The sequence below is a fragment of the Nocardia sp. NPDC059180 genome (assembly GCF_042754945.1).
Lineage (GTDB): Bacteria > Actinomycetota > Actinomycetes > Mycobacteriales > Mycobacteriaceae > Nocardia.
In genome coordinates this window covers 248739-275210 of record NZ_JBHZBU010000010.1, presented here as the reverse complement: position 1 = coordinate 275210, position 26472 = coordinate 248739, and the positions used below count along the sequence as shown (strand labels likewise).

The window sequence follows — 26472 nt, the reverse complement described above, 5'->3', positions numbered from 1 at the left end:
GCGGCCGCGGATAGTACCTGCGTAGGTCAACCGCTGGCCGTCGAGTCGAAACGGTGGCGAAATCGGGCCGCTGAATCCGACCGGTTGCACTCGGCAGCGTCGCGGACGGGCTGTAGTTCGGCCAGCAAGCGTGGGGATTGGACGGGGCCGTCGAGGAGGTCGAGGGCCGAGTGGGCGGCGGTGAGGGCCTCGGTGGTGTCGCCTAGGCCGGCTAGGGAGGCGGCGTAGTAGGTGCGGTAGGAGGCTTCGTCGCGGGGGAGGTTGGTGGGGCGGTTGAGGCTTTCGCGGAACAGGGTGGCGGCGCGGTGGTGTTGGCCGAGCATCTTGTGGCCCTTGGCTTCTTGGACGCGTAGCTCGGGTTCGGTGACGAAGGCCAGCCACACTGGGTCGTCGGCGTCATCGAGTCCGCGATCGACCTCGCGCCAGACGCAGTTCGTCGCGCGCTCGAACTCCTGGTGGTCGCCGACGGCGGCGTATGCGCTCGCCAATCTCGCGGTTCGCAGCGCGTTGAGACGGGCTGAGGGAACTTGTCTGGCCAGCTCACTGGTTCGCTGGGTTATACGGACCGGTTCGCGGCTGTTCGTGGGACGGTCGGTCAGGATGATGCTCAGCCCGCCCAGCGCGCCAGCCATCATGCCGTCGTCGCCACTTTGTTCGGCCAACATGATGGCGTCGGTGTAGCAGCGGCGGGCGATACCTGGCTGGTTCGCGTCGTAGGAGAGCCACCCGACGCAGCTGGACAAGCGGCCGGTGGCGCCGATCAACTCACTACCCGTTCGCGGCCCGTACTCACCGAAATCGAGCAATTTCCGCGCACGTCAGGTGTTGTCAACGGCAGATTCTGCACATTTGGTCTGCACACTTTCGAGCGTCGCCCCACCCGTGGCCGCCACGCGAGGCTGATTCCGCAAACGCGCCGCGTTCGCCACGCTTGTTGCGGCGGGGCGAATTACACCGGACGCCGGGCGACAGCGAAATCGGCGGCACAACAATCAAAGCGGTCGCGGTCGAGGGTAGGCGCGCGATCCGGGGCTGAATCGTCGGTGGGCCCTGACAGAATGCCCGCGAACATTGTCGAACGTGGGAGAAGTGTATGACGGACAAGACTTTACAGATGATCGGCGAGCTCATGGGTTCGGTGCCGGGGACGGGTTCGTTTGCTGCGCGTCGGACGGGGCCCGCGGAGAACCTGGTGATCGAGGTGGACGGGGTGGGGCCGATCGGATTGCCGGTGACGCCGGTTCAGGCGCGGCGACTGTGCGAAATCGCGCGGCCGGCGCGGTATGGATTGCGCGAGCAGACTCGATTGGACGCGAACGTACGCGACACATGGGAGATTCCGCCGGACCAGGTAGCGATCGACGAGCGGCAGTGGCGCGAAACATTACTGCCCATGCTGGACATACTGCGGGCCGAGCTGGGTCTGGCGCAGGACTGCGAGTTGTCGGCGGAGCTCCATTCGATGCTGGTGTACGAGCCGGGGCAATTCTTTCGGCGCCATCAAGATTCGGAGAAGGCCGACGGCATGATCGGCACGTTGGTGGTGACGCTACCTTCGGCGTTCGCCGGCGGGGAGCTGGTGATCGAGCAGCAGGGGACGAAGATCACCGATCAGGGTTCTCCGGTGGAGCTGTCGTTCGTTGCGTTCTATGCCGACTGCGAGCACGAGGTGCTCCCGGTAACCGACGGTTTCCGGATCACGCTGACCTACAACCTGGTGGCGAAGGGGCGTACCGGCCCGGACGCCGCCGCATTCGGCATGCATCCGTCAGTCGCGTTACTGGCCGAGCAGTTGCGCGCGCATCTCACCACGCCGATGGAATTGTCGACGTCGTCGTCGGCGAAACGCTCACCGCGCCAACTCGTCTACCTGCTGGATCATCAGTATTCCCAGCACGGATTCGGGTGGGATCGACTCAAGGGCGGCGACGCTGCGCGTGCTGGGATGATGCTCGCGGCAGCCGACATCGCGGGACACGACACGTCGCTGGCGCTCGCGGAGGTCGAGGACACCTACGAGGAGGACTACACCTCGTGGATGATGATTTATCGTCAGCGTTGGGAGCGCGTTGAGGAGGGGTGGAAATGCGTCGAAAGCTCTGATGTCGAGTTCGATGACGACGGGGAAATGGTCGATCCTGTGCCCGATGACCCCGCGGACCTTCCGGTGCTCTCCAGCCTGCCGTTGGCCCCGGGATCGGAAGATCTCGGCGAGCTCCGCTGGTCGACCACCACATTGACGTGGCAGATCGACAGGTCAGGGGCGGCCGGCGAACCCGCTGTTCGTAGGGTTCTGGATGAGGAGTTGTGCGTAGGCGGATCGAAGTCGACGTTGGAGCCGTTCGCGTCGGAAATCGAGGGCTACATGGGCAATGAAGGAAACACCGCCAATTTCTGGTATCGCCGCGCGGCGATCATCGTTCGGCCCCGTCAATAGAACCGCTCGATGAGGTGACCACCCAGGGGACGCCGCGCGCGTCTACGCGGCGGGTCTCCCGCTGAGTGTATTCAGCCCGCGATATCGAGCTCGGCGATGACCTTGGTCGGCCGCACCCGCGGCCCTCCGCCTCACGAAACCCACGAGGGGGACCTGAAACTGGCGACACGCCGCTGAGCCCAGTCTCATGTCCCCTTCGTGGGAATCTGCCTCTCGCAACTACACCACCGCTACCTTGGCGACCGAACGCACTGCCGCCGGACCCTCGACGACGCGATTGTCCGGCCGCAATATCCACGACATGATCGTGCAGACAGCGAACAAGCCGGTCCAGATCGGGTGGTTGACCGCCGACCCAACGATCAGATGCGAAATGAAAGCGCCGGCGAACATATAGAACGTCCCCGCGTACGCCCACTCCTTCAACCGTGGAAGCCCAGGGGCGAGCAGAGCACACACGCCGAGTACCTTCCACACCCCCAGGATGGTCAGGAAGTACGCCGGATACCCCAGCTCCAGCACGCCGGCGCTGGTTCCGGCGCGACGCACCACGTCCGCGATCCCGCCGGACAACAGCACGAACCCGATGATCGTCGTGAAGATCCAGTATCCGATGATCGGGTTCCGAGCTCCGTCGATCCACCCGCGCATCGGCACCCACGGCCGGTGGCCGAGGTCGCGACGGGATACGGGGCGTAAAGCCCAGGACGTCAAGGTAAGCGCGGTGAAGCCGAGCGGGCCGATCCCCGCCTGGATATTGCCCTCCGCGAAATGCGAGGCGGAAGCGCCGATATAGATGAATACCATTCCGGCATAGGCCCATTCCTTCAGCCGTGGCATTCGCGGCGCCAACAGCACCAGGGCGCCGGGGATCTTGCAGACGCCGATGATGACCGGGAGGAACCAGGGATACCCCAACTGCGCCTCGACGACGTCACGGATGTAATCGGTCCTCGTGACGTCCCAGACACCGCCGATAATCGATTCCGCCACGACGATGAGAGTGGTGACCCAGTAGACGATGGTGCGAGCCCGGAATCCAGCGGCGGCAACGGGAATCGCCGACCTCTGTACGCCGAGCATGGCTAGCTTCCGCTCCGCACAACCGACGATCCCACCGACGGGGACGCCGGTGCACGCCCGGGCAGCAGTTCGCGCCAGTCCGCAGGCCAATTCACCAGCGCGATAATCATCATGGCCACCAAGTGCAGTGGCGCCGATACCTCTTCACCGACCGGCGCCTCGTCGATGATGTGAGTGGTGACCGCGCCGGTCAGCAGCAGCACAAGCATCGAGGCGCCGAGAAATCTGGTCTGCTTGCGCGGGACAACCAGCAGGATCGCGCAGACCAACTCGATGGCGCCTGCTACGAAACGCATGTTCGGGTCGAAACCCCACTCGGCGAACTTTTCCGAGTAAGCCGGGCCGAAGAACGTCTCGCCCGAATAGAACTTGGTGATCGCTCCCATGGTGAATGTGAAGCCAAAGAACCAGTAGATGCCAGTGCGCAACCAGGCAGGCGGGGTGCGTGTAGCCATCGCAGCTTCCTCCGAAACGTCTATGAAACGAGCCCCGCCGGACTACGCCGGCGGACACGGGATCATCCCGTCGTTTCTATGACCGGCTGCGCCGGACGAATGTGACAGCCGGATGGCTTTGTGCGGCGTGAGGTACGGAACCAGCTTTTATCGGGTTCACATGCGACAGCCGAGTATCAGCACCGCCGAGTCGGACTTCCAGAGCGAGATGTCGGTGGCCGCAGGCATGGCCCGGAGCCTCACCCCCGAGGTGCGTCTCCTGAGACGGTGCGCCGGTCGCGCTGCGGGTCGTAGAGGTGCGACCCCACGCATGACACGCCGACTCGCAAGGCCGGGCCGACGAGAATGATTGCCGCCTGACGCAATCCCGCAGTTTCGACCTGGTCGGCAATATCGGCGAGGGTTCCGCGCAGGACCAGTTCTTCGGGTTGGCTGGCTCGGTAGACGACGGCAGTGGGGCAATCGGCGCCGTGGAACTCGGTGAGTTCGGCTGCCAGCGTGCGGATTCGGGTGATGGCGAGGTGCAGTACCAGAGTCGCTCCGGTGCGGGCGAATTCGGCCAGCGCCTCGGATTCCGGCATGGCGGTGGAGCGGGCCTGGGTGCGGGTGAGGACGACGGACTGCACCACTTCGGGCACGGTCAATTCGGTGCCGAGGATGGCGGCCGCTGCGGCATAGGCGGGTACGCCGGGGGTGACGTCCCAGGGGACGTTGTGCGCGTCGAGGCGCCGGGTCTGTTCGGTGAGGGCCGAGTAGATGGACGGGTCGCCCGAGCACAGGCGGGCGACGTCACGGCCGGAGTCGTGGGCGCGGACCAGGTGGGCGATGATCTGGTCGATGTCCAGGTGCTGGGTGTCGATGAGTTCGGCGCCGGGGGCGCAGTGGGCGAGCACCTCGGGGTCGAGGTAGGTGCCTGCGTATAAGCAGACCGGCGACGTGCGGAGCAGTTCGACCGCGCGGACGGTCAGCAGATCCGCCGCGCCGGGCCCTGCCCCGATGAAGTGCACGGTCATGCTGGGTCCTCACTGCTCGCTCTGTGCTCGCCCGTCTAAGGCCACGGGCCTGCCGCCGAGTCTATTCAGCCTGCGATATCGAGCTCGGCGATGACCTTGGCCGGCCGCACCCGCACCACCATTTCGCCGGGCGCACCATTGCGTTCGCCGAACTCCTCGGCACGGTCGGCGCCCATGTAGCGCCTACCGATCGCAGTGGCCGTACGCAGCAGCTCCTCCGGGTCTTCCGACAACGTCACCGTGCCCTGGACCTGCACGAACGCATATGGCGGCGCTTCCAGATCGACACATAGCGCGACCCGCCCATCACGAGCGAAGGCCTTCCCTTTGGCCGAACTCTTGCCGGTGTTGAACACCAGCTCCTCGCCTTCGACGATGAACCACACCGGCGCCACCACCGGGCGCCCGTCGCTCGCTGTGAAGGCCACCTTCGCGGTCCGGGTGCCCTCGGTGAGAAAGTCCCGCACCGCGGGATCCGACAACGCTGCCATGCGCCCACCATAAGGGCGACCTCAGATGAGACGCCGCTATGTCAGCCTCAGATCGCTCCTTGCTCGCGGGCTCGGGCGACGGCGGAGGTGCGGGAGCGGACGCCGAGTTTGCCGTAGATGTGGACCAGATGCGATTTGACGGTGGTTTCGCTCAGGAACAGTTCGCGGGCGATGTCGCGGTTGGAGCGGCCGTCGGCGACCAGGCGCAGGACTTCGATCTCGCGGGGGCTGAGGGTGGTGTCGGGGCGGCGGACACGGGTCATCAGCCGGGATGCGACGGCGGGTGAGAGGACGCTCTCGCCTGCGGCGGCCGAGCGGACCGCGGCGAGGAGTTCGGTGGGTGGGGTGTCTTTGAGGATGTAGCCGCAGGCACCGGCTTCGATGGCGCCGAGGATGTCGGCGTCGGTGTCGTAGTTGGTGACCACCAGGACGTTGGGCGGATCCGGCAATGCGCAGAGTTCGGCGGTGGCTTGTGCGCCGGATCGGCCGGGGCCGAAGCTCAGATCCATCAGGACGACGTCGACCGCTTCGGTAGTACAGAAGGCGACGGCGGCTTCGCCGGTCGGCACATCGCCGACTACGTGAATATCGTCGGCGCCCTCGAGCAGTGCACGCAGCCCTGCCCGGACAATGGCGTGATCATCGGCGAGCAGCAGTCGGATCACGGAGCCTGTCCTGCGTCATCGAAGTGCCCGCGGTGCGTGCGTTGCTCGGGTTGTGGTGTGGGCGGGACTCGGCGGTCGGCGAAGTCGGCAGCCGGGTGCCGCGCGGGCTCGGCGGCGAACCCCAGTTCACCGGGGTCGCGATGACCGGATGCGGGGTGCGCCTCCCCCGCACGTCGCGGCGGCAACGGAAACGACACCGTCACCGCGGTATGGCCCGGCTCCGATTCGACAGTCATCGCACCACCCTGCTGCTCGACCCGGCGGCGGGTGGCGGCCAGGCCGAACGAACCCGGTGGCGGCTGGTCGAGAATTCCCGACGCGATACCTACGCCATCGTCGACCACGTCGAGCAGGACTTCCGACTCGGCGTAGGTGAGGGTGAGGCGCATGCGGGTGGCGTTGGCATGTTGGACGACGTTGGATACCGCGCCCTGTGCGATGCGCACGAGTGCGGCCTCGATCGGCATCGGCAACCGTTCCGGGGCGCCTTCCACCGCCAGTTGTGCGGCCAACTCCGGCGTTTCGGCTCGCAGGCAGACGCGCTCCAACGCCTCGGCCAGCGATTTCCCTTCCAACGCGGCGGGTGTCAATTCCGCGATGAGCCTACGGGTTTCGGCCAGATCTTCGGCAGCGGTCGCGCGCGCCAACTGGATCTGCGGTAACGCGGGATGATCGGGCGCCGCCTGTTCGGCGGCATACAGCAGCAACTGGATACTGCTCAACCCCTGGGCGACGGTGTCGTGAATTTCCTGGGCGAGGCGTTCACGTTCGGCAAGCTTGCCCGCAGTGCGCTCCTGTTCGGCGAGCGAGGCTCTGGTACTGAGCAGTTCGGTGATCAACTGCTCACGTTCGCCGGATTCGCGAAACAGCATCCGATAGCCGAGCGCGATTCCGACGGCGACGGCCGCACCGAACACCGGGCCGATCACACCGGCGACCGACCAGCCGCGGTGGAGGCCGAATCCGGCGACCGCCACCCCGGTCGCCGCGATCACGGCCACATAGTTCAGCGGCCGGGGCAGCAGGTGCAGATACAGGAAGAACAGGCCGAAAGCGAGGTAGATGGCGTCGGCGGAGAGCGCGACGAGGGCGAACCACAGGATCGTCAGCACGCCGAGCCACAGCAGCATCCCGCCACGCCGGCCACCCATCGCGGCGCCGGCGAAATAGACACCGAGGAACCCGGCACTCAGCACAACCACCGCGACCGGATACTCGGCGCCGGGCAGCAACGCCCGGATCACCACCACCGCAACCAGCGCAGTCACCAACACATGCAACCCCAACCGCAGGGCGGTGACGACAGGGGTGAGCGGCGACGGATGCACCGTGCCAGCTTATGCCCGGCTACCTGGACGGCATCCATCAAAAGGTGTAAAGGCGATACCGACCTTCGATCGTCGGCGGTTGGTTCGCGCGCGCGATGGTTCGGAGGCCGGATCGCGGCATCGTTGACAACATGTTCGTCGCACTCCGAGATCTCCGCGCCGCCCGTGGTCGCTTCGTGCTCATCACGCTGGTCGTCACCCTGGTCGCGCTGCTGGTGAGTTTCCTGAGCGGACTCACCGCAGGGCTCGCGCACCAGAACATTTCGGCCATAGAGCGGATCGCTGCCGACGAGATAGTGTTCGCCGACACCGGCGCGGACCCTTCCTTCGACACCTCCGCGCTGACCGAACAACAGATCACGACGTGGCAGCAGGCAGGCGGATCGGTCGAACCGATCGGGATCAGCCGGACCCGCGCCACCTCGGCAACCGGCTCGGCACCCAGCCAGGTGGCGCTGTTCGGTGCGGACGGAACCGCATTCGGCAATCGCAACGCAACCGCCACTGGGACCGTCGTGTTGAGCGAAGGCGCGGCCTCCGCACTCGCCGCCGCGGACGGTGATGCGGTCGATCTCGGCGGGCACACCTTCACCGTGGCGGCTGTGCGCGGCGACGACTGGTACAGCCATACTCCCGTTGTCTGGATGACGTTGCCCGACTGGCAGTCGGTGAGCCCGCGATCCGGGGCCGCGACGGTGCTCGCCGTCTCCGGCGTACCGGATCAGACCTCGGTGAACACCGCCGCAGCCACCACATCTACGACTCACTCCGGCGCGCTGGAAGCGATCGGTTCCTATCAGGCCGAGAACGGTTCGCTGACATTGATGACGCTGCTGCTGTTCGCCATCTCCGCACTGGTCATCGGCGCCTTCTTCACCGTCTGGACTATTCAGCGGCTGCCCGATATCGCGACGCTGAAAGCGCTCGGCGCCACCTCGGCATCGCTGGTGCGTGACGCCCTGGCGCAGGCTGCGATCGTGCTGGCGGCCGGCGTCACCGCAGGTCTGGGGATCACGGTGGCCGCGGCGAGTGCGATGGGCGATGCGTTGCCGTTCGTCATCCGCCCGGCGACCACGCTGCTACCGGCGGGAGCGTTGATTCTGCTCGGCCTCGGCGGCGCCGCGTTCGCGCTGCGATTCCTGTTCACCACCGACCCGCTCACCGCGCTCGGCGCGGCCCGCTGATGCTTGGAGGAACTGCAATGACCAACGGTTTGTCCGTCGACGATGTCACCCTCACCTACCCCGATGGCGCAGACCGGATCACGGCGCTCGACCGGGTGAGCGTCGACGTGCCCGGCGGCGCGGTCGCAGCCGTCACCGGACCGTCGGGGTCCGGGAAGTCGAGCCTGCTCGCCGTCGTCTCCACGCTGATCCGCCCGGATTCCGGGCAGGTGCACCTCGAAACCCGCGATGGCCGGGTGGATCTGGCGGTGCTGTCGCGCCGGGACGCGGCGGCGCTGCGCCGCTCGTCGATCGGCATCGTCTTCCAGCAGCCGAATCTGGTTCCGGCACTCACCGCCGTCGAGCAACTCGAGGCGATGGATCACCTCGGACAGCGCCTGTTCACCTCCTCCGCACGCCGCCGCCGAACCCGCACCAAGGCAATGGAGTTGCTCGAATCGGTGGGCCTCGCCGCCTTTGCCGGCAAACGCCCGGCTCAGCTCTCCGGCGGGCAGCGGCAGCGGGTGAATATCGCCCGCGCGCTGATGAACGAGCCCGCGCTGCTGGTGATCGACGAGCCGACCAGTGCCCTCGATTCCGAACGCGGCGCCGCCGTCATCGACCTCATCCTGGAGGTGGTGCGTACTCATCGGGCCGCCACTCTTCTGGTCACCCATGACCTCACCCACCTTCCCCGCCTGGACGCCGCCTATCGCATGGTCGACGGGCAGCTCACAGCTCTGGACATGTGCAGCGAACCGCGCCGATCGTCCGGCCTCCCTGCCCGCCGCGCACCGACCCTGGTTGCTCGGAAGACGGCCGCGTTCTGACCGGACTGGCTTTTATTTTTTTCTGACGTATGGTCGAGGCCAGTTGGAACTTCGAAAGCAGGAGCGACAATGGCTGACAAATCTAACGGAAAAACCCTCAAAAAGCCGGCGACCACCATCAAGGAGCGTCGCGCCGCGAAGCGGGAACGCGAAGCCGATGCTTCGGTGATCATACGGAAGCGTAAGCGTTGAGCTACTTTTCACCTATCGACGGCGAGCACTGCCTGGGCTGACAGACCACCGATTCGGTGCGAAGATTTTCGTTCGCGCGCACCGACCGGTGTCCGACTCTCCAGGACGCGGGTTCGATTCGAAAAAGAGAATCACAGAACCGCTTTTCCACGCAAAAGTGTCGAGATCCGCGGAAAACAGCCGTGCGAATTTCATTTCTTCAGGAGAACCCCATGAATTCATCTGGAATCGCGGACCGAACGACCGGCCGCGGGTCGAGTTTCAGCACCGCCGAGATCAAGGCGCGAATCAAGGAGATGTTCGACGCCAGGACGCACCACATACGAGTAGACGGGAACGACGGTCGTGATCGCGACGAGGCCGAACCGTAGGGGCGAGGCGCACGCACGGCCGCGGCGCCGTTCCCCTATTCCTTCATCCATCCAAGTCGTCGGGTCGGTGCGGGGGGCCGGCCCGTCGCCGGTTGTCATCGGCCGGCCGACTCGCCTGCTCGAACGGACAATCGCCGAGTTCCGTCAGGAGCGAATACCAGCGAGTTACGGTGGGGCCCCGAATTTTTCGCGGCCACTGCCCTCGCTCGACGGAATCGACCCCGCGCTCACTCAGCCGCTCACCTCGGCACTCACCCCACCGGCCGACGCCGAAAACCGGACCGGCACCGAGGCGGTCATCGTCATTGTCGATCAATCATTGGTCGACTACCTGTTCGGCGAACATACGGGCAGCGGAGCCGGAATCCGATTGTTCGGTCGAGCACGCAGAGTGCGATCGGCCGAACACCAGATCTGCGACCTGGCGACCAAGGCCGCGATCACGATCGCGGCACGTCGACTGCTCGTCGTGTGCGATGCGGAGCGCACCTCGGCCGCCGAGCGAACGCGAGCGATCCGTTGGGTTCGGAGCGTGGCCCATCGGGTCGGCTATGAATGCGCGATCAACGGGTTGCACGGTCTCGCAACGTCGTACACGGTGATCGTTTCCGGGACCACCGTCGGCCACGCAGCGCGATCGGTCGTCGATTGGTACCGGGCCCCGTGATTGTAGGTGTCATCGACGGCCACGCGTGACGCGCACGCTGACCGGTGCACGCAGGCCGCGCGGTCAGCGCTCACCGAGTAGCGCAGCCCGCTGTTCGCCGACCAGCTGAACAAGTGCGTCGACGACCGCGGCCACTTCGGGACGACGCAGGGTTTCCGGCCGCGCCACGAGCCAGTACGACAGCCGGACGGTGACAGCATCCGGGAGAACGCGGACCAGGTCGGCATGGCGGTCGGCCATGAAGCACGGCAGCAGGCCGAGACCGGCTGCGGCGCGCGTGGCTTCGACGTGGACGAACACGTTGGTCGAGGTCACCGATTCCCGCATGGAGGGAGCGAAGCTGGAGGCGAGATCCAGATCGTCCACCTGGAGCATCGAATCGATGAAATACACCAGCGGATGGCCGGCCAGATCGGCAATTCCGGCCGGGGTCCCGCGCTCGGCCAGGTAGTCACGGGCGCCATAGAGGCCGAGGCAGTAGTCACCGAGCCGAATCGCCTTGGCGCGGTGCACCTGCGGTTCGCCGACGACCACTTCGATATCCAGGCCGGATCGCTGCTGTGAGGCACGCCTGGTCGTAGCGACGATCTCGACGGCGACCCGCGGATGCTCGCGCCGGACCCGCGCGGCGGCGGGTGCGGCGAGGTAGGCGCTGAAACCGTCGGTCGCCGACAGCCGCACCACACCTTCCAGTTCCCGGTTTCCCCGCGGGCTCGACATGAACTTGATCGCCGTCTCGATGGTTTCCGCCGCGATCAGCGCCGCACTGCCGAGCTCGGTGAGCTCCCAGCCGCCGGCCGAGCGGGTCAGCACCCGTCCGCCGAGGGTCTGTTCCAGTGCGGCGATGCGGCGGGCGATGGTGGTGTGGTTGATGCCGAGTTCGTTCGCCGCGGTGACATAGCGTCCCGAACGCCCGACAGCCAGCAGAACCAGCAGATCATCGGCGCTGGGACGACGTATCGGACCCGAAGCGGACACGTTCATTTCTGCATTTTTGCAGACATGCCCTGCGCATCTGGCCATTGCCGCCGATAACCCTGTGCACTGATACTCATCGTCATGGCCTGTGGCGGCCATCACATTCGATCAGTGATGTGGTCGCGATGATGAGGGAGTTTCAACGATGAGCGTGCACGACGCGGCTAGTCGAACCAAAGATCCAGGAGCACCGACCGGCCTACGCAGAGTGGTCGCCGCGTCGATGGCGGGCACGGTCGTCGAGTGGTACGAGTTCTTCCTGTACGGCACCGCCGCGACGCTGGTGTTCAGCAAAGTGTTCTTCGCCGAGAGCACCAGCGATCTGGATGCGATCCTCGCGGCGTTCGTCACGTATGCGGTGGGCTTCGCCGCCCGGCCGCTCGGCGGCATCGTCTTCGGCCACTTCGGTGACAAGTACGGACGCAAGAAGCTGCTGCAGTTCAGCCTGCTGCTGGTCGGCGCGGCCACCTTCCTGATGGGCTGTCTGCCCACGTTCGGGCAGGTCGGCTATTGGGCGCCGGCATTGCTGGTCACCCTGCGATTCATCCAAGGTTTCGCGGTCGGCGGCGAGTGGGGCGGTGCGGTACTTCTCGTGGCCGAGCACAGCCCGAACCGCAGTCGCGGATTCTGGGCGAGCTGGCCGCAGGCGGGCGTACCCGCGGGCAATCTGCTCGCGACGGTGGTGCTGCTCGCGTTGACCTCGACGCTGTCGGACGCGGCATTCCTGAGCTGGGGCTGGCGCGTGGCGTTCTGGCTGTCGGCGGTGGTCGTGCTGGTCGGTTACTACGTGCGCACCAAGGTCACCGACGCGCCGATCTTCGTCGCCGCTCAGCAGGAGGCCGAGCAGGCCCGCGCCACCTCGTTCAGTGTGGTCGAGGTGCTCAAGCGTTATCCGCGTGGCGTTTTCACCGCCATGGGCCTGCGCTTCGGCGAGAACATCATGTATTACCTGGTCGTCACGTTCACCATCACCTACCTCAAGGTGCAGGTCGACGTCGAGACCGACACCATCCTGTGGTGGCTGTTGATCGCGCACGCCATCCACTTCTTCGCGATCCCGATGGTCGGCAGGCTCAGTGACCGGTTCGGCAGGCGGCCGGTGTATCTGATCGGCGCCGTCACCGCGGGCACCTGGGGCTTCTTCGCCTTCCCGATGATGGACAGCGGCCACAACGCGGTCATCCTGTCCGCGATCATCATCGGCCTGCTGTTCCACGCGCTCATGTACGCGGCGCAGCCCGCGATCATGGCGGAGATGTTCCCCACCCGGATGCGGTACTCCGGCGTTTCGCTGGGCTACCAGGTGACCTCGATCGTCGCTGGTTCGCTCGCCCCGATCATCGCGGTGCGGCTGCTGGACACCTTCGACTCCTCGGTACCGATCGCCTGGTACCTGGCCGGCGCCTGCGCGGTGACCGCCGTCGCGGTGATCGTCGCCAGGGAGACCAGCGGTCTGGACCTGGCCGATATCGACTCGGCCGACGCGGCGAACCTGGCTTCCGAGGCCGCACGTGATTCCGCCCCGGCCGCCGCGCCTGCCCCGGTGACGGTGAAATGAGCGCACTGACCGGACGGCGGGCCTTGGTGACAGGCGGCGCGAGCGGGATCGGTGCGGCCTGCGCCCGGGCGCTCGCCGCGCGGGGTGCACACGTCACCGTCGCCGATATCGACGAGGTCGGCGCGAAGGCGCTGGCGGAGGAGATCGGCGGCACAGCCTGGGGCGTCGACCTGCTCGACGTCGCCGAACTCGAGCAGCTGACCCTCGAGGTCGAAGTCCTGGTGAACAATGCCGGCATCCAGAGCATCGACCCCATCACCGATTTCGCGCCGCAGCGATTCCGCACCCTGATGACGCTGATGGCCGAGGCGCCGTTCCTACTGATCCGGGCCGCGCTGCCGCATATGTACGAGCAGGGATTCGGCCGGATCGTGAACATCTCCTCGGTGCATGGTCTGCGGGCCTCGGAGTACAAGGTCGCCTACGTCGCCGCCAAGCACGCCTTGGAGGGCATTTCCAAGGTGACTGCGCTGGAGGGCGGCAGGCACGGCGTGACGAGCAACTGCGTCAACCCGGGCTATGTGCGCACTCCGCTGGTCGACAAGCAGATCGCCGACCAGGCCCGAACCCACGGTATCGCCGAAAGCGAAGTGCTGGAAGGGATTCTGCTCACCGAGAGCGCCATCAAACGGTTGGTGGAGCCGGAGGAAGTCGGTGCGCTCACCGCATGGCTGGCGGGGCCGGACGCCGGGATGGTCACGGGCGCGTCCTACACGATGGACGGAGGTTGGAGCGCCCGGTGATCGGTCGGTCGCGGCGCTGGTGCGCTGATGCGCGGCATATCCGCCTGGGTGACGCCGGGAAGTCGCGCAATACGCTCCAGCGCCCGACGTGCCGGGTCGGCGCTATGAGGGGGCCGATCCGGCACACCGGCGACAGTCGTACCAGGCGGGGCGCACACCGGTCCACAGGCCCGTCAGGTCAATGCCGCGATCGCCATCTCTCGCAGGATCGCTCGCGCCCGGGCTGCCGTAGCCGGTGTCGCACTGTGCGGGGTGGAGTTCATCAGACCGAACGCCGCGTGGGCCTTGACCCGCGCCGCGTCCTCGGCCAGTTCGGGGTGCAATTCCCGCTGCACCCCCACCCAGATCTCGACGTAGCGGCGCTGGAAGCGGCGCACCTCGCGACGCGCGGGTTCGGGGACGTTGTCCAGGTCGCGGTCCTGGATACGAATCAGCTCGGGATCACCGAGGGCGAAGTCGAGATGGAAATCGACCAGCTTGCCGAGTGCCTCGCTCGGAGACGAAGCATCCGCCACCACGGCTTCACCGCCCTCGAACAGCCTGCGACTGACTCCGACCAGCAGTTCGACCAGCAGAGCGTCCTTGTTCGGGAAGTGCCGGTAGACCGCGGGCCCGCTGATGCCGACGGCCGCGCCGAGGTCGTCCAGGCGCATGCCGAGGAAGCCGCGGTCGGCGATCAGCCGCGCACCTGCATCGAGCAACTGCCGCCTGCGCTCGGCTTTCTGCTGTTCACGGCGCGTGAGCGTGCCGGTCTCCGTGCCGGTCATCGGCGCTCCTCCCACCCGGTCTGGACAACTCGGTTAGTCAAGATTAACCTGTATTCCAGTTATCAGCGATTAACTGACTGGCAGGATGGCGTGATGACGATGACCCAGGACCCGCGAGCAAGCGCGGTCTCCGACAATTACGCGGCGCATCAGGCGCTGGTCGGCGATCTGCGCGCCCGGCTCGCCGCGACCGCGCTCGGCGGCCCCGAGAAGGCCAGGCAGCGCCATATCGCGCGCGGCAAGCTGCTGCCGCGCCAACGGGTGGATCAGCTGCTCGATCCGGGCAGCCCGTTCCTCGAGCTGTCCCCGCTGGCGGCCACCGGGATGTACGACGACGAATGCCCGGGCGCGGGCGTCATCACCGGCATCGGCCGGGTGTCGGGCCGCGAATGCGTGATCGTCGCCAACGACGCGACGGTCAAGGGCGGCACGTACTACCCGCTCTCGGTGAAGAAGCATCTGCGCGCGCAGGAAGTCGCCTTGCAGAACAATCTGCCCTGCGTCTACCTGGTCGATTCCGGTGGGGCGTATCTGCCGCATCAGGACGAGGTGTTCCCCGATCGCGAGCATTTCGGCCGGATCTTCTACAACCAGGCGAACCTGAGCGCCAAGGGCATCGCCCAGATCGCCGCGGTCATGGGCTCGTGCACCGCGGGCGGCGCGTATGTGCCCGCGATGAGCGATGAAGCGGTGATCGTGCGCGATCAGGGCACCATCTTCCTCGGCGGTCCCCCGCTGGTGAAGGCGGCGACCGGTGAGGTCGTCACCGCGGAGGAACTCGGCGGCGGCGCGCTGCATTCACGGACGTCCGGCGTCACCGACCATCTCGCCGACGACGATCAGGACGCGCTTCGAATCGTGCGCCGCATCGTCGCCACCCTCGGCCCGCGCCAGGACAGTCCCTGGGAGGTGCGCTCGCCGGTCGAGCCTGCCGCGCCCGCCGAAGAGCTGTACGACGTGGTCCCGGTCGACCTGCGCACCCCCTATGACGTGCGCGAGGTGATCACCCGCATCGTCGACGGCGATCCCGACGGCGGCAGCGGATTCCACGAATTCAAAGCCGAATACGGCAAGACCTTGGTCACCGGATTCGCCCATATCCATGGGCATCCGGTCGGCATCGTCGCCAACAACGGCGTGTTGTTCAGCGAATCCGCCATGAAGGGCGCACATTTCATCGAACTGTGCGACAAGCGCAAGATTCCGCTGCTGTTCCTGCAGAACATCACCGGATTCATGGTCGGCCGCGACTACGAAGCGGGCGGCATCGCCAAGCACGGCGCGAAGATGGTGACCGCGGTGGCCTGCGCGCGGGTGCCGAAGCTGACGGTCGTCATCGGAGGTTCGTACGGCGCGGGCAACTACTCCATGTGCGGGCGCGCGTATTCGCCGCGCTTCCTGTGGATGTGGCCCAATGCCCGGATCTCGGTGATGGGCGGTGAGCAGGCGGCGTCGGTGCTGTCGACCGTGCGCGGCGATCAGCTCGACAGCAGCGGAAAGCCATGGACCGAGGACGATCAGGAGGCGTTCAAGGCTCCGATCCGCGATCAATACGAACGTCAGGGCAACCCCTACTACTCCACCGCGCGGATCTGGGACGACGGCGTCATCGACCCGGCCGACACCAGAACCGTGCTCGGCCTTGCCCTGTCGGTCTGTGCGCAGGCTCCGCTGGAACCTGTCTCCTACGGCGTCTTCCGGATGTGATGACCATGCTGAACAAGACTGATCCCGTCGGTTTCGACACCGTCCTCGTCGCCAATCGCGGCGAGATCGCGGTGCGCGTCATCCGCACACTGCGCGAGATGGGCATCCGCTCGGTCGCGGTGTACAGCGACGCCGACGTCGACGCCAGGCACGTGCACGAGGCCGACGTGGCGATCCGGCTCGGGCCCGCACCCGCGCGTGAGAGCTACCTGGATATCGCCAAGGTGGTCGACGCCGCCGTGCGCACCGGCGCCCAGGCCGTGCACCCCGGCTACGGATTCCTCTCCGAGAACGCCGCTTTCGCCGCCGCGCTGGCCGAGAAGGAGATCGTTTTCCTCGGCCCGCCCGCCAAGGCGATCGAGGTGATGGGCGACAAGATCACCGCGAAGAACACGGTCTCGGCCTTCGACGTGCCGGTGGTGCCCGGCATCGCCGAACCCGGTCTCGACGACGCCGCGCTGATCGCGGCCGCCACCGAGATCGGCTATCCCGTGCTGGTCAAGCCGTCCGCCGGTGGTGGCGGTAAGGGCATGCGACTGGTCGAGGATCCGGCCGACCTGCCTGCCGCGCTCGCCAGTGCCCGCCGTGAGGCCGGTTCCGCATTCGGTGACGACACGCTGTTCCTGGAACGGTTCGTCACCCGGCCGCGGCATATCGAGGTGCAGATCCTCGCCGACCAGCACGGCAATGTCGTGCATCTCGGTGAACGCGAATGCAGCCTGCAGCGCAGGCATCAGAAGGTCATCGAAGAGGCACCCTCGCCGCTGCTGGACGCGGCGACCAGGGCCAGGATCGGCACCGCGGCCTGCAATACCGCGCGCAGTGTCGACTATGTGGGTGCGGGCACGGTGGAGTTCATCGTGTCGGCGGACCGGCCGGACGAGTTCTTCTTCATGGAAATGAATACCCGCCTGCAGGTCGAGCATCCGGTGACCGAAATGGTGACCGGCGTGGATCTGGTCGAATGCCAGGTTCGGGTCGCCGCAGGACAGCGGATCACGTTGGCGCAGGAGGACATCCGGCTCATCGGGCACGCGATGGAAGCGCGCGTCTACGCCGAGGACCCCGGCCGCGGCTTTCTGCCGACCGGCGGCACCGTGGTCGATCTGGCCGAACCCAGCGGCAACGGCGTTCGCGTGGATTCCGGATTGCGCGTCGGCACCGTGGTCGGCAGCGATTACGACCCGATGCTGTCGAAGGTCATCGCGCACGGCCCCGATCGTGCCGCCGCACTGACAGCGCTGGATCGGGCACTGGCCGATACCGCTGTGCTGGGCGTGACGACCAATATCGAGTTCCTGCGGTTCCTGCTCGCCGATCCCGATGTGGTGGCGGGTCGCCTGGACACCGCGCTGCTGGACCGCAGGGCGGTTGATTTCGTACCGGCGTCCGTGCCCGACGACGCCTTCGCTGCGGCCGCCGTCCACCACTGGCTGCGACGCTGGCCGACGCAACCCAGCGATCCGTGGCAGCAGCCGACGGGCTGGCGCGTCGGCGCCGCGGCACCGACGCCGATCCGGCTAGAGGGCGGCGACCGCGTCGAGCACGTGTACCTTACCGGCACACCGACAGCCGCCGAACTTCGGGTCGGTGACGACGGCGTGCCCGTCGCGCTGTCGGCCCGCCACGACGGCCGAGGGCTGCTGACGATCACCGTCGACGGCCTGCGCCGCGACTACCGCGTCGCCGAATATGAGCACCGTCTGTGGGTCGGCGGACCATTCGGAGTTGCCGCGCTGCGCGAGGTCGCGGAGGTGAATGTCCGTGCAGGTGACGCCGATTCGGGCGACACCGAGATCCGCAGCCCCATGCCCGGTTCGGTGATCGCAGTGCCGGTCGAGTCCGGCGCCGAGGTCGCGGCGGGTGCGGCCGTGGTCGTGGTGGAGGCGATGAAGATGGAGCATTCGCTCACCGCGCCGGCCGCAGGCACCGTCGAGCTACTGGTCAAGCCCGGCGATCAGGTGAGCCTGGACCAAATGCTCGCCCGCATCCACAGCGCCGCAACCTCCGAATCAGCTGTTGCCGCCGATAACGCCGACGTGGCCGCCGAACTCGGCGCCGATCGGTAGTTCCGCGGCACCCACCGACCTCTCGACCGACCGATAGGACACACAGTGAACGATTTCCTTTCCACCGGAACACTTCCCGACGAATACCGCGACCTGGCCCTGACCGTCCGCGATTTCGCGAACCAGGTTGTCGCCCCGGTCGCCGCCGAACACGACGCCAACCACACCTTCCCGTACAAGGTCGTCGAGGGCATGGCCGAGATGGGCTTGTTCGGCCTGCCGTTCCCCGAGGAGTTCGGCGGCATGGGCGGCGACTACTTCGCGCTGTGCCTGGCGCTCGAGGAGCTGGGCAAGATCGACCAGAGTGTGGCGATCACCCTGGAGGCGGGCGTCTCGCTTGGCGCCATGCCGATCTACCGGTTCGGCAACGACAAACAGAAGCAGGAATGGCTGCCGCTGCTGACCAGCGGACGCAACCTGGCCGCGTTCGGCCTCACCGAACCCGGTGCGGGCAGCGATGCGGGCGGCACCCGCACCACCGCCGTCGTCGACAGCGGCGACTGGGTCATCAACGGAAGCAAGCAGTTCATCACCAACTCCGGCACCGACATCACCAAGCTGGTGACCGTGACCGCGGTGACCGGGGAAACAGGCGGCAAGAAGGAGATCTCCACCATCCTCGTGCCGACCGACACCCCCGGTTTCGTCGCCGAGCCCGCCTACAACAAGGTCGGCTGGAACGCCTCCGACACCCATCCGCTCTCGTTCACCGATGTGCGGGTGCCGCAGGAGAACCTGCTCGGTGAACGCGGCCGCGGCTACGCGAACTTCCTGCGCATTCTCGACGAGGGCCGCATCGCCATCGCCGCGCTGTCCACCGGCGCCGCCCAGGGCTGCGTCGACGAGAGCGTGCGCTACGCCAAGGAACGCGAAGCCTTCGGCCGGGCGATCGGCACCAATCAGGCCATCGCTTTCAAGATCGCTCGGATGGAGGCCCGCGCGCATACCGCCCGCGCCGCCTACTACGACGCGGCCGCGCTGATGCTCGCGGGCAAGTCGTTCAAGAAGCAGGCCTCGATCGCCAAGCTGATCGCGGGCGAGGCGGCCATGGACAACGCCCGCGACGCCACACAGATCTTCGGCGGCTACGGCTTCATGAACGAATACCCTGTGGCCAGGCACTACCGCGACAGCAAGATCCTGGAGATCGGTGAAGGCACGACGGAGGTGCAATTGATGTTGATCGCGCGGGAGCTGGGCCTGTGACCGAGCTACGCCGCGTCGTCCAGCGAGGGCTGTGGTTCGAGGAGTTCGAGACCGGTGTGGTTTATGAGCACCGGCCCGGCCGCACCATCACCGAGGCCGACAATGTCCTGTTCACGACGCTGACCATGAATACCCAGGCGCTGCATCTGGACGCCGCGTTCAGCGATGCGCAGCCGCCGTTCAATCAGCGCCTGGTGAACTCGATGTTCACCCTCTCCACGCTGGTCGGGCTGTCGGTCGCGCAGCTGACGCAGGGCACGCTGGTGGCCAACCTCGGTTTCGGTGATATCGCGTTCCCGAATCCGCTGTTCCACGGCGACACGATGTACGCCGAGACCGTGGTCACCGATAAGCGGGCGTCGAAATCGCGGCCGGGCGAGGGCATCGTCAGCCTGGCTCATGCCGCCCACAATCAGCACGGCGATCTCGTCGCCACCGCCACCAGGAAGACCCTGGTCCGGATGCGTCCGGAGTCGGCATGAGCCGGCAGATGAGCGGACCGGCCTGGCTGTTCTGCCCGGCCGACCGACCCGAACGCTTCGCGAAGGCGGCCGCGGCGGCCGATGTGGTGATCCTCGATCTGGAGGACGGGGTCGCCGCAGGCGACAAGTCCGCGGCCCGCAAGGCGCTGGTCGAGACGCCGCTCGATCCGGAGACCACGATCGTCCGGGTCAACGCCGCGGGCACCGATGAGCACCGCCACGACCTTGCCGCGCTCATCGACACCGGATACCGGCGGATCATGCTGCCCAAATGCGAGTCGACGGCGCAGCTCGCCGCGCTGTCGCCCTACGAGGTCATCGTGCTGGTGGAGTCGCCGCTCGGCGCGCTGGAGGTGGAGCGCACCGCGGCGGCCGAGAACACCATCGGCGTCATGTGGGGTGCGGAGGATCTGGTCGCCGGGCTCGGCGGTAAGTCGAGCAGGCACGCCGACGGCAGCTATCGCGACGTCGCCAGGCATGTCCGCTCGAAGGCGCTGCTGGCCGCCAAGGCACACGGCAAGCTCGCCATAGATTCGGTGTATCTCGATATCGCCGATCTGGACGGGTTGCGCTCCGAGACCGAGGACGCGGTGGCCGTCGGGTTCGACGTCAAGGTGGGCATTCATCCGAGCCAAGTAGCCGTCATCCGTGATGCGTACACCCCCTCAGACGACGAGATCGCCTGGGCACGTGGCGTTCTCGAACAAGTGCCGCACCATCGCGGAGTCTTCGCCTACCAGGGCCGCATGGTCGACGCGCCCGTTCTGCGGCACGCCGAACAGATCGTCCGGCGCGCCCGCAGCTGATCCGCACACCGAGCCAGGAGAACCACGATGCAGCCACAGTGGGTGCCCACCGACCGGGAAATCGCCGAGGCGAAGATCACCGATTTCGCCCGCTTCGTCACCGCGCGCACCGGCGTCCCCACAGCCGACTACGCCGCGCTGTGGCAATGGTCGGTGGACGACCTACCTGGCTTCTGGCGCGCACTGTGGGACTACTTCGAACTCGGTGAGATCGCGGGCGAGGTGCTGGCCGATGAGGCGATGCCGGGTGCGCGCTGGTTTCCCGGCACGCGGTTGAACTATATGGATCAGGTGGTCCGGCAGTTCCGCACCGATCGTCCGGCGATCGTGCAGCTCAGCGACGGCGGCGAAGAAGTCACCGAGGTCTCTTGGACCGAATTGATCGACCGGACAGCCGCATTCGCGCGGACCCTGCGCTCGCTCGGGGTGCAGCCAGGCGACCGGGTGGCCGGGTACCTGCCCAATATCGCCGAGGCCGTGATCGCCTTCCTCGGGACGGCCGCGGTGGGTGCGGTGTGGAGCGCCTGCGGGCAGGACTACACCGCCAAGGCCGCTCTCGACCGGCTCGGCCAGCTCGAGCCGACGGTGCTGGTCACCGCCGACGGCTACCGCTTCGGCGGGAAGGCACACGACAAGCGCGAGGACATCGCCCAGTTGCGCGCCGGGCTGTCCACGGTGCGTGAGACCGTCGTCGTATCGCGGCTCGGACTCGACGTTGCGGACACGATGACCTGGGCCGACGCCGTCGCGAGCACCGACGCCGACGCGGGGATCGAGACGGAGTCGGTCGACTTCGACCATCCGCTGTGGATCGTGTTCTCCTCCGGCACCACCGGACTGCCCAAGGGCATCGTGCACGGTCACGGCGGCGTGCTGCTCGAACATCTGAAAGCGGTGGCGCTGCAATCCGATATCGGACCCGACGACACCTTCTTCTGGTACACCAGCCCCAGCTGGATGATGTGGAATTTCCAGGTCGCCGGGCTACTCGCGGGTGCGACGATCGTCTGCTTCGACGGCAGCCCCACCTACCCGGAACCGGACGCATTGTGGCGGATCGCGGCGAAAGTACGCGCGACCGTACTCGGCACCAGCCCCGGCTATGTGCTGGCCTGCATCAAAGCGGGTTCGGTGCCGCAGACCGAGCACGATCTGTCGGCATTGCGACTGATCGGGATCACCGGCTCCTCGTTGCCGCCGTCGTCGGCACTGTGGTTGCGCGACAACGTCGGCGCCCATATCCCGGTCTCCTCGATCAGCGGTGGCACCGATGTGGTGTCGGCGTTCGTCGGCGGCGTGCGCACGGTGCCGGTGTGGCCGGGAGAGCTGTCGGCACCGTATCTCGGTGTGGCACTGGATGCTTACGACGAATCGGGCAAGCCGGTGCGCGGCGAGGTCGGTGAACTGGTGATCACCCGGCCCATGCCGTCCATGCCGGTGAGCTTCTGGCGCGACCCGGACGGAAAGCGTTATCACGACGCCTATTTCGACACCTACCCCGGCGTGTGGCGGCACGGCGACTGGATCACCCTCACCGAGCACGGCTCCATCGTGGTGCACGGCCGCTCCGATTCCACGCTCAACCGGCACGGCATCCGGATGGGCAGCGCGGATATCTACCAGGCCGTGGAACGGTTGCCCGAGATCACCGAGGCCCTGGTGATCGGCGCCGAACAGCCCGACGGCGGCTACTGGATGCCACTGTTCGTGGTGCTCGCCCCTGGCGCCGAACTGACCGACGAGCTGAGCGAGCGGATCAAGTCGGTGATCCGCACCGAGGTGTCGCCGCGGCACGTGCCCGATGAGATCCTGACCGCGCCCGCCGTCCCGCACACCCGCACCGGCAAGAAGCTCGAGGTACCCATCAAGAAGCTGTTCCAGGGTGCGGACCCGGCCCGGGTGGTCGAGCGCAGCGCCGTCGACGATCCCGACCTGCTCGACTGGTATTCGCGGATCCGTCCGCCCGGCAGCCGGTGATCCACGACTCACGGCGGGGAGCGCCACATTGTCGCTGGTTACCGAGCGATACCATGTCGGGATGAGTGTCGACAATCGCCGTACGGTGCGTGCGAAGACCAACGGCGACTCGGCGCCACGGGAGATCCGGCGCAGGCCGAAGAACCGGCGAGCCCAGATCGCGGCGGCCGCAGCCTCCGCCTTCGGCTCCCTCGGCTACCACGGTGTCAGCATGGAGGACATCGCCTCGGGTCTCGGTATCAGCTCGGCCGCGCTGTATCGGCATTACCCCAGCAAGTACGCCCTGTTCCGGGAGGAACTGCTGCGGGTCGGCCGGGCCATGACGGAGTCGGTGCAGCTACCCGAGCAGGCCGCGGACGCGTCCCCCGAACAGCGGCTGCGCCAGGTGCTCGACGCACTCATCACTGCCACCATCGACAACCGCGTGAGCGTCACCCTGGTGCGCTGGGAGGGCCGCTACCTCGAGCCGGAGGATCTGGAGCTACTCAACGAGCAACAGACCGGCGTCCTCGACGCGCTCGGTGCCGAACTCATCGCGCTGCGGCCCGGGCTCGACGAGGACGATCTGCGGGTGCTGCGCGCCGCCATGCTCAGCACCATCACCAGCATCGCCGACCACCACGCCGCGCTGCCCGCGAAATCGCTTGCGCGCCTGCTGTCCTCGGCCTGCTGGGATATCGCTCGGGCCGAGCTACCCGCCGTCGGCGACGCCGTGGAACTCGCTGCGGCAGCGGAGATTCCGGATTCGTTCAAGCACGAACTGCTGCTACGCAAGGCCGTCGAACTGTTTCACGATCGCGGCTACCCGAACGTCAGCGTGGAGGACATCGCGACGGCGGCGGGCCTGTCCGCCGCTTCGGCGGTGTACCGGTTCTATCGCGGTAAGAGCGATCTGCTGGCGGCGGCGTTCCGCCGTGCGGCCGAACGGGTTTCGAGTGCTATCGGTCCCGCGGTGGCCACCGCCGAGAGCCCCGAGGCCGCCTTGGTGTCGCTGATCGACCAGTACGTCGAAGGGTCGTTCACCGAGCGCGCGCTGACGTTCGTCTACTACACCGAGTTCCAGCATGTGCCGGCTGAAGAACGCACGGTGCTGCGCAATATCCAGCGACTCAGCGTCGAGGAGTGGGCGCGGCTGGTGCGTGAGGTGCGGCCGGAGCTCACGCCCGCGGAATCACGGTTCCTTGTGCATGCCGCGTTCGCCTTGGTGGTGGACCTGGGACGGTCGTTCGGCACCACACCGATCGCCTCGCAGGCCCGGGTCGCCGCGCTGATGCAGATCGTGTTGTTCGGGCGCCCCGCCCAGGTCTGATCCCACCCCATCCCGTGGTCCGTTCACACCCGAACCTGCCCGCAGGATTTCGAGTATGTTACGGGCCATTCTTTCTATATACAGGCTAATAGTAGACGTTACAGGCACTTTTGTGATTTGTAATTCACTTCTCTCACAGGACGGGAAAGTCGCAGTGAGCGGGCGTCCGGCGGGGTTATCATCGCCGCATGGGAGCCCGGAATCGCCGCTCGACGCGGGAGACGACCGCGGACGAATCCCCCGGGCCTCGGGTGGTTCGCCGTCGACCGCGAGACCGGCGCGCGCAGATCGCCGCGGCATCGGCCGAAGCCTTCGGATCGCTCGGCTACCACGGGGTGAGCATGGAGGACATCGCGTCCCGGCTCGACATCAGCTCGACCGCGCTGTACCGCCACTATCCGAGCAAGTACGCGCTGTTCCGTGCCGAAACCCTGCGCCTGGGCACGCTCAGCGTCGAGGCGGTGCGGCTGCCCGAGGAGGCAGGCCAGTGGACCGCACGGCACCGGCTCGAGCATGTACTCGACGCGCTGATCGGCGCGTCCATCACCAACCGGCGCAGCGCCGCGTTGCTGCGTTGGCAGCGCCGCTACCTCGAACCGGACGACGCCGCCATGCTGGCCACCCAACTGGCTCTCGTCGACAGCGCATTGCGGGCGCGGCTCGGTGAATACCGGCCAGAGCTGCCCGGACGCGACCGCGCGGTGCTGTCGGCGGCCCTGTTGAGCGTGCTGAGCAGCATCGGCGACCATCATGTGGCCATCCCGGTGCGGGCCCTGACCGAGGTGCTCGGCTCCGCCTGCCGCGCACTGACCGATATCGAACTGCCCGCACCCGCCGACGACACCGAGGCGACCACGGCACGCGAGATTCCACTGACCTTCAAACACGAACTGCTGCTGGTGCGGGCGGTCGAACTTTTCCATGAGCGCGGGTACCCGAACGTGAGTGTCGAGGACATCGCCACCGCCGCCGGGCTGCCCGCCTCGTCGGCGGTCTACCGGTTCTACCGCGGCAAGGGCGATATCCTCGCCGCCGCGTTTCGCCGGGCGGCCGACCGGGTTTCGGCAGCCATCGGCCCCGCCGTCGCCGGCTCCGACGGTCCGCGGCAAGCGCTGCACACCCTCATCGACCTGTTCGTCGACGGCTCCTTCGCCGAACGCGAGCTGACCTTCGTCTACTACGCCGAGATCAGTAATGTGCCTACCGAGGAACGCACGGTGCTGCGAAACATCCAGCGGCTCAACGTCGAAGAGTGGGCCAAGCTGTTGATGGCCGCGCGCCCCGAGCTCGCCGCCCCCGCCGCGCGGGTACTCGTGCACGCCGCGTTGGCGATGGTGGTCGATCTCGGGCAGCGGTTCGGCTCGGTTGATCCCGCGTGCTCGCGCAGGAGGGTCGCCACGCTGATGCGGCAGGTGCTGTTCGGACAGTGAGCGAGCGTTCGGCCGGTGCGGCGATATTGCCGCTGGGTCGAGCGGCGGCGTACCGGCTGCGTCGACTGCCCGGCAGCCTGCGCAGCGCCCACGGCGGCCGTACGAAGGATTCGTATCGCTCAGGGCTGCGGTGACGGCGCCAAGGGTGCGTTCATGTCATTGACCAGCCAGCGATCACCGGACTTCTCCATCCGCATCACCATCGACAACTGGCCTGGAGCGGGCTGCCCCTGTGTACCCAGGCTGGTGATGGTCTGCCCGATCACCACGACGGCCTCCGCGGAGGTTTCGTCACCGGATTTGATCGCGCACTGCACATCGCTCACAGCCGAGATGACCTGACCTTCGGCCAGTACCTCGCGCAACTCCTGACTGGTGGATTCGAACTGCTGATGCCAGTCGCCGGTCGCACCGTCGAGCACTGCGGTGAAATACGGGTCGAGATTCTTCGCATCGTAATTGGCCAGCACGGGCGCATACTCACAGGCCGCAAGCCGCGCCTGCTCCTGCGCCGCGAGCACCGCGGCTTTATCGCGATCTTGCAGGTAGAAGAACAGCGTCGACGCGGCGGCCGCTACCAGTAGCAGGGCAACCGCGCATCGCGCTGCGATCACGCGCGACGATGGGCGGTCTCCCCCACGGCGCTTGACCGAGCCGGGCAGCCGGAGATGGGCACGCCGGCGAGCGGCGCCACTCGGCTGCGAATCGTCGACTGCGACCGAAAGCTCGTTCATCGGCGACTCTT

Annotated in this window: 26 protein-coding genes; 16 read left to right on the top strand and 10 right to left on the bottom strand. The window is 66.8% G+C overall.

The window, feature by feature from the left end; genetic code table 11:
* Positions 1-26: 26 nt before the first annotated feature.
* Positions 27-806, bottom strand: coding sequence for a hypothetical protein (locus ACFXNW_RS27010; RefSeq protein ID WP_379420591.1), 780 nt, complete (start codon positions 804-806; stop codon positions 27-29).
* 386 nt (positions 807-1192) lie between these two features.
* Here ACFXNW_RS27010 and ACFXNW_RS27005 point away from each other — a divergent pair, with 386 nt between their 5' ends.
* Positions 1193-2437, top strand: a complete 1245-nt coding sequence (locus tag ACFXNW_RS27005; protein ID WP_379420590.1) for a 2OG-Fe(II) oxygenase — start codon at positions 1193-1195, stop codon at positions 2435-2437.
* Between the two features lie 219 nt (positions 2438-2656).
* Here the strand turns inward: ACFXNW_RS27005 and ACFXNW_RS27000 are convergent, their stop codons facing one another.
* The 6 genes from ACFXNW_RS27000 to ACFXNW_RS26975 all read right to left on the bottom strand — a co-directional run bounded on the left by ACFXNW_RS27000 (position 2657) and on the right by ACFXNW_RS26975 (position 7472).
* Positions 2657-3520 (bottom strand): DoxX family protein, encoded by an 864-nt coding sequence (locus ACFXNW_RS27000; RefSeq protein WP_379420589.1) that lies wholly within the window; start codon positions 3518-3520, stop codon positions 2657-2659.
* A 2-nt stretch (positions 3521-3522) separates the two neighbouring features.
* Positions 3523-3975, bottom strand: coding sequence for a DoxX family protein (locus tag ACFXNW_RS26995; RefSeq protein WP_379420588.1), 453 nt, complete (start codon positions 3973-3975; stop codon positions 3523-3525).
* Between the two features lie 239 nt (positions 3976-4214).
* Positions 4215-4988, bottom strand: a complete 774-nt coding sequence (cobM, locus tag ACFXNW_RS26990) for a precorrin-4 C(11)-methyltransferase (protein WP_379420587.1) — start codon at positions 4986-4988, stop codon at positions 4215-4217.
* Between the two features lie 65 nt (positions 4989-5053).
* A complete protein-coding gene (locus ACFXNW_RS26985) occupies positions 5054-5479 on the bottom strand; it encodes a PPOX class F420-dependent oxidoreductase (RefSeq protein ID WP_379420586.1) in 426 nt (141 codons plus the stop codon).
* A 47-nt stretch (positions 5480-5526) separates the two neighbouring features.
* Complete coding sequence (locus ACFXNW_RS26980; RefSeq protein WP_379420585.1) at positions 5527-6144, bottom strand: LuxR C-terminal-related transcriptional regulator; 618 nt, start codon at positions 6142-6144, stop codon at positions 5527-5529.
* Complete coding sequence (locus ACFXNW_RS26975; protein ID WP_379420584.1) at positions 6141-7472, bottom strand: sensor histidine kinase; 1332 nt, start codon at positions 7470-7472, stop codon at positions 6141-6143. Before ACFXNW_RS26975 ends, ACFXNW_RS26980 begins: the two co-directional genes overlap by 4 nt.
* A gap of 131 nt (positions 7473-7603) precedes the next feature.
* On the opposite strand from ACFXNW_RS26975, the gene ACFXNW_RS26970 reads away from it, so the two are divergent.
* The 5 genes from ACFXNW_RS26970 (at position 7604) to ACFXNW_RS26950 (ending at position 10695) form a co-directional block, all read left to right on the top strand.
* Positions 7604-8656 carry an FtsX-like permease family protein gene (locus ACFXNW_RS26970; protein ID WP_379420583.1) on the top strand — a complete coding sequence of 351 codons (1053 nt, stop codon included), beginning with the start codon at positions 7604-7606 and terminating at the stop codon, positions 8654-8656.
* Between the two features lie 17 nt (positions 8657-8673).
* Entirely contained in the window at positions 8674-9465 is a 792-nt protein-coding gene (locus ACFXNW_RS26965; RefSeq protein WP_379420582.1) for an ABC transporter ATP-binding protein, read from the top strand.
* Between the two features lie 69 nt (positions 9466-9534).
* Positions 9535-9657, top strand: coding sequence for a hypothetical protein (locus tag ACFXNW_RS26960; protein WP_379420581.1), 123 nt, complete (start codon positions 9535-9537; stop codon positions 9655-9657).
* Between the two features lie 212 nt (positions 9658-9869).
* Positions 9870-10028 carry a hypothetical protein gene (locus ACFXNW_RS26955; protein WP_379420580.1) on the top strand — a complete coding sequence of 53 codons (159 nt, stop codon included), beginning with the start codon at positions 9870-9872 and terminating at the stop codon, positions 10026-10028.
* Positions 10029-10095: 67 nt separating this feature from the next.
* The gene (locus tag ACFXNW_RS26950; protein ID WP_379420579.1) at positions 10096-10695 is read left to right on the top strand and encodes a hypothetical protein; all 600 of its coding nucleotides are present in this window, start codon (positions 10096-10098) and stop codon (positions 10693-10695) included.
* Positions 10696-10758: 63 nt separating this feature from the next.
* Here the strand turns inward: ACFXNW_RS26950 and ACFXNW_RS26945 are convergent, their stop codons facing one another.
* Positions 10759-11679 (bottom strand): LysR family transcriptional regulator, encoded by a 921-nt coding sequence (locus tag ACFXNW_RS26945; protein WP_379420578.1) that lies wholly within the window; start codon positions 11677-11679, stop codon positions 10759-10761.
* A gap of 139 nt (positions 11680-11818) precedes the next feature.
* On the opposite strand from ACFXNW_RS26945, the gene ACFXNW_RS26940 reads away from it, so the two are divergent.
* The gene (locus tag ACFXNW_RS26940; protein WP_379420577.1) at positions 11819-13231 is read left to right on the top strand and encodes an MFS transporter; all 1413 of its coding nucleotides are present in this window, start codon (positions 11819-11821) and stop codon (positions 13229-13231) included.
* Positions 13228-13974 carry a 3-hydroxybutyrate dehydrogenase gene (locus tag ACFXNW_RS26935; protein WP_379420576.1) on the top strand — a complete coding sequence of 249 codons (747 nt, stop codon included), beginning with the start codon at positions 13228-13230 and terminating at the stop codon, positions 13972-13974. Before ACFXNW_RS26940 ends, ACFXNW_RS26935 begins: the two co-directional genes overlap by 4 nt.
* A 173-nt stretch (positions 13975-14147) precedes the next feature.
* On the opposite strand, the gene ACFXNW_RS26930 is transcribed toward ACFXNW_RS26935, so the two are convergent.
* Positions 14148-14741, bottom strand: a complete 594-nt coding sequence (locus ACFXNW_RS26930) for a TetR/AcrR family transcriptional regulator (RefSeq protein ID WP_379420575.1) — start codon at positions 14739-14741, stop codon at positions 14148-14150.
* Between the two features lie 93 nt (positions 14742-14834).
* Between ACFXNW_RS26930 and ACFXNW_RS26925 the strand changes: the two genes are divergently transcribed.
* From ACFXNW_RS26925 to ACFXNW_RS26890, 8 genes are all read left to right on the top strand, one after another.
* Positions 14835-16448, top strand: a complete 1614-nt coding sequence (locus ACFXNW_RS26925) for a carboxyl transferase domain-containing protein (RefSeq protein ID WP_379420574.1) — start codon at positions 14835-14837, stop codon at positions 16446-16448.
* 5 nt (positions 16449-16453) lie between these two features.
* Entirely contained in the window at positions 16454-18517 is a 2064-nt protein-coding gene (locus ACFXNW_RS26920; RefSeq protein WP_379420573.1) for a biotin carboxylase N-terminal domain-containing protein, read from the top strand.
* Positions 18518-18562: 45 nt separating this feature from the next.
* Positions 18563-19723 carry an acyl-CoA dehydrogenase family protein gene (locus ACFXNW_RS26915; protein ID WP_379420572.1) on the top strand — a complete coding sequence of 387 codons (1161 nt, stop codon included), beginning with the start codon at positions 18563-18565 and terminating at the stop codon, positions 19721-19723.
* Complete coding sequence (locus ACFXNW_RS26910) at positions 19720-20205, top strand: MaoC family dehydratase (RefSeq protein WP_379420571.1); 486 nt, start codon at positions 19720-19722, stop codon at positions 20203-20205. Before ACFXNW_RS26915 ends, ACFXNW_RS26910 begins: the two co-directional genes overlap by 4 nt.
* Entirely contained in the window at positions 20202-21011 is an 810-nt protein-coding gene (locus tag ACFXNW_RS26905) for an HpcH/HpaI aldolase/citrate lyase family protein (protein WP_379420570.1), read from the top strand. Before ACFXNW_RS26910 ends, ACFXNW_RS26905 begins: the two co-directional genes overlap by 4 nt.
* 27 nt (positions 21012-21038) lie before the next feature.
* Complete coding sequence (locus ACFXNW_RS26900; RefSeq protein WP_379420569.1) at positions 21039-22988, top strand: acetoacetate--CoA ligase; 1950 nt, start codon at positions 21039-21041, stop codon at positions 22986-22988.
* A 61-nt stretch (positions 22989-23049) separates the two neighbouring features.
* Entirely contained in the window at positions 23050-24297 is a 1248-nt protein-coding gene (locus ACFXNW_RS26895; protein WP_379420568.1) for a TetR/AcrR family transcriptional regulator, read from the top strand.
* A 188-nt stretch (positions 24298-24485) separates the two neighbouring features.
* Positions 24486-25727, top strand: coding sequence for a TetR/AcrR family transcriptional regulator (locus ACFXNW_RS26890; protein ID WP_379420567.1), 1242 nt, complete (start codon positions 24486-24488; stop codon positions 25725-25727).
* Between the two features lie 119 nt (positions 25728-25846).
* Here ACFXNW_RS26890 and ACFXNW_RS26885 read toward each other — a convergent pair whose 3' ends face one another.
* Positions 25847-26461, bottom strand: a complete 615-nt coding sequence (locus ACFXNW_RS26885) for a hypothetical protein (protein WP_379420566.1) — start codon at positions 26459-26461, stop codon at positions 25847-25849.
* Positions 26462-26472: the final 11 nt, after the last annotated feature.

What these genes read in the sequence shown, in the direction of transcription:
- ACFXNW_RS27000 (WP_379420589.1), bottom strand. Translation starts at nt 3,520, where the DNA reads ATGCTCGGCGTACAGAGGTCGGCGATTCCCGTTGCCGCCGCTGGATTC.
- ACFXNW_RS26995 (WP_379420588.1), bottom strand. Translation starts at nt 3,975, where the DNA reads ATGGCTACACGCACCCCGCCTGCCTGGTTGCGCACTGGCATCTACTGG.
- cobM (WP_379420587.1), bottom strand. Translation starts at nt 4,988, where the DNA reads ATGACCGTGCACTTCATCGGGGCAGGGCCCGGCGCGGCGGATCTGCTG.
- ACFXNW_RS26985 (WP_379420586.1), bottom strand. Translation starts at nt 5,479, where the DNA reads ATGGCAGCGTTGTCGGATCCCGCGGTGCGGGACTTTCTCACCGAGGGC.
- ACFXNW_RS26970 (WP_379420583.1), top strand. Translation starts at nt 7,604, where the DNA reads ATGTTCGTCGCACTCCGAGATCTCCGCGCCGCCCGTGGTCGCTTCGTG.
- ACFXNW_RS26965 (WP_379420582.1), top strand. Translation starts at nt 8,674, where the DNA reads ATGACCAACGGTTTGTCCGTCGACGATGTCACCCTCACCTACCCCGAT.
- ACFXNW_RS26960 (WP_379420581.1), top strand. Translation starts at nt 9,535, where the DNA reads ATGGCTGACAAATCTAACGGAAAAACCCTCAAAAAGCCGGCGACCACC.
- ACFXNW_RS26955 (WP_379420580.1), top strand. Translation starts at nt 9,870, where the DNA reads ATGAATTCATCTGGAATCGCGGACCGAACGACCGGCCGCGGGTCGAGT.
- ACFXNW_RS26945 (WP_379420578.1), bottom strand. Translation starts at nt 11,679, where the DNA reads ATGAACGTGTCCGCTTCGGGTCCGATACGTCGTCCCAGCGCCGATGAT.
- ACFXNW_RS26940 (WP_379420577.1), top strand. Translation starts at nt 11,819, where the DNA reads ATGAGCGTGCACGACGCGGCTAGTCGAACCAAAGATCCAGGAGCACCG.
- ACFXNW_RS26935 (WP_379420576.1), top strand. Translation starts at nt 13,228, where the DNA reads ATGAGCGCACTGACCGGACGGCGGGCCTTGGTGACAGGCGGCGCGAGC.
- ACFXNW_RS26930 (WP_379420575.1), bottom strand. Translation starts at nt 14,741, where the DNA reads ATGACCGGCACGGAGACCGGCACGCTCACGCGCCGTGAACAGCAGAAA.
- ACFXNW_RS26925 (WP_379420574.1), top strand. Translation starts at nt 14,835, where the DNA reads ATGACGATGACCCAGGACCCGCGAGCAAGCGCGGTCTCCGACAATTAC.
- ACFXNW_RS26920 (WP_379420573.1), top strand. Translation starts at nt 16,454, where the DNA reads ATGCTGAACAAGACTGATCCCGTCGGTTTCGACACCGTCCTCGTCGCC.
- ACFXNW_RS26905 (WP_379420570.1), top strand. Translation starts at nt 20,202, where the DNA reads ATGAGCCGGCAGATGAGCGGACCGGCCTGGCTGTTCTGCCCGGCCGAC.
- ACFXNW_RS26900 (WP_379420569.1), top strand. Translation starts at nt 21,039, where the DNA reads ATGCAGCCACAGTGGGTGCCCACCGACCGGGAAATCGCCGAGGCGAAG.
- ACFXNW_RS26895 (WP_379420568.1), top strand. Translation starts at nt 23,050, where the DNA reads ATGAGTGTCGACAATCGCCGTACGGTGCGTGCGAAGACCAACGGCGAC.
- ACFXNW_RS26890 (WP_379420567.1), top strand. Translation starts at nt 24,486, where the DNA reads ATGGGAGCCCGGAATCGCCGCTCGACGCGGGAGACGACCGCGGACGAA.
- ACFXNW_RS26885 (WP_379420566.1), bottom strand. Translation starts at nt 26,461, where the DNA reads ATGAACGAGCTTTCGGTCGCAGTCGACGATTCGCAGCCGAGTGGCGCC.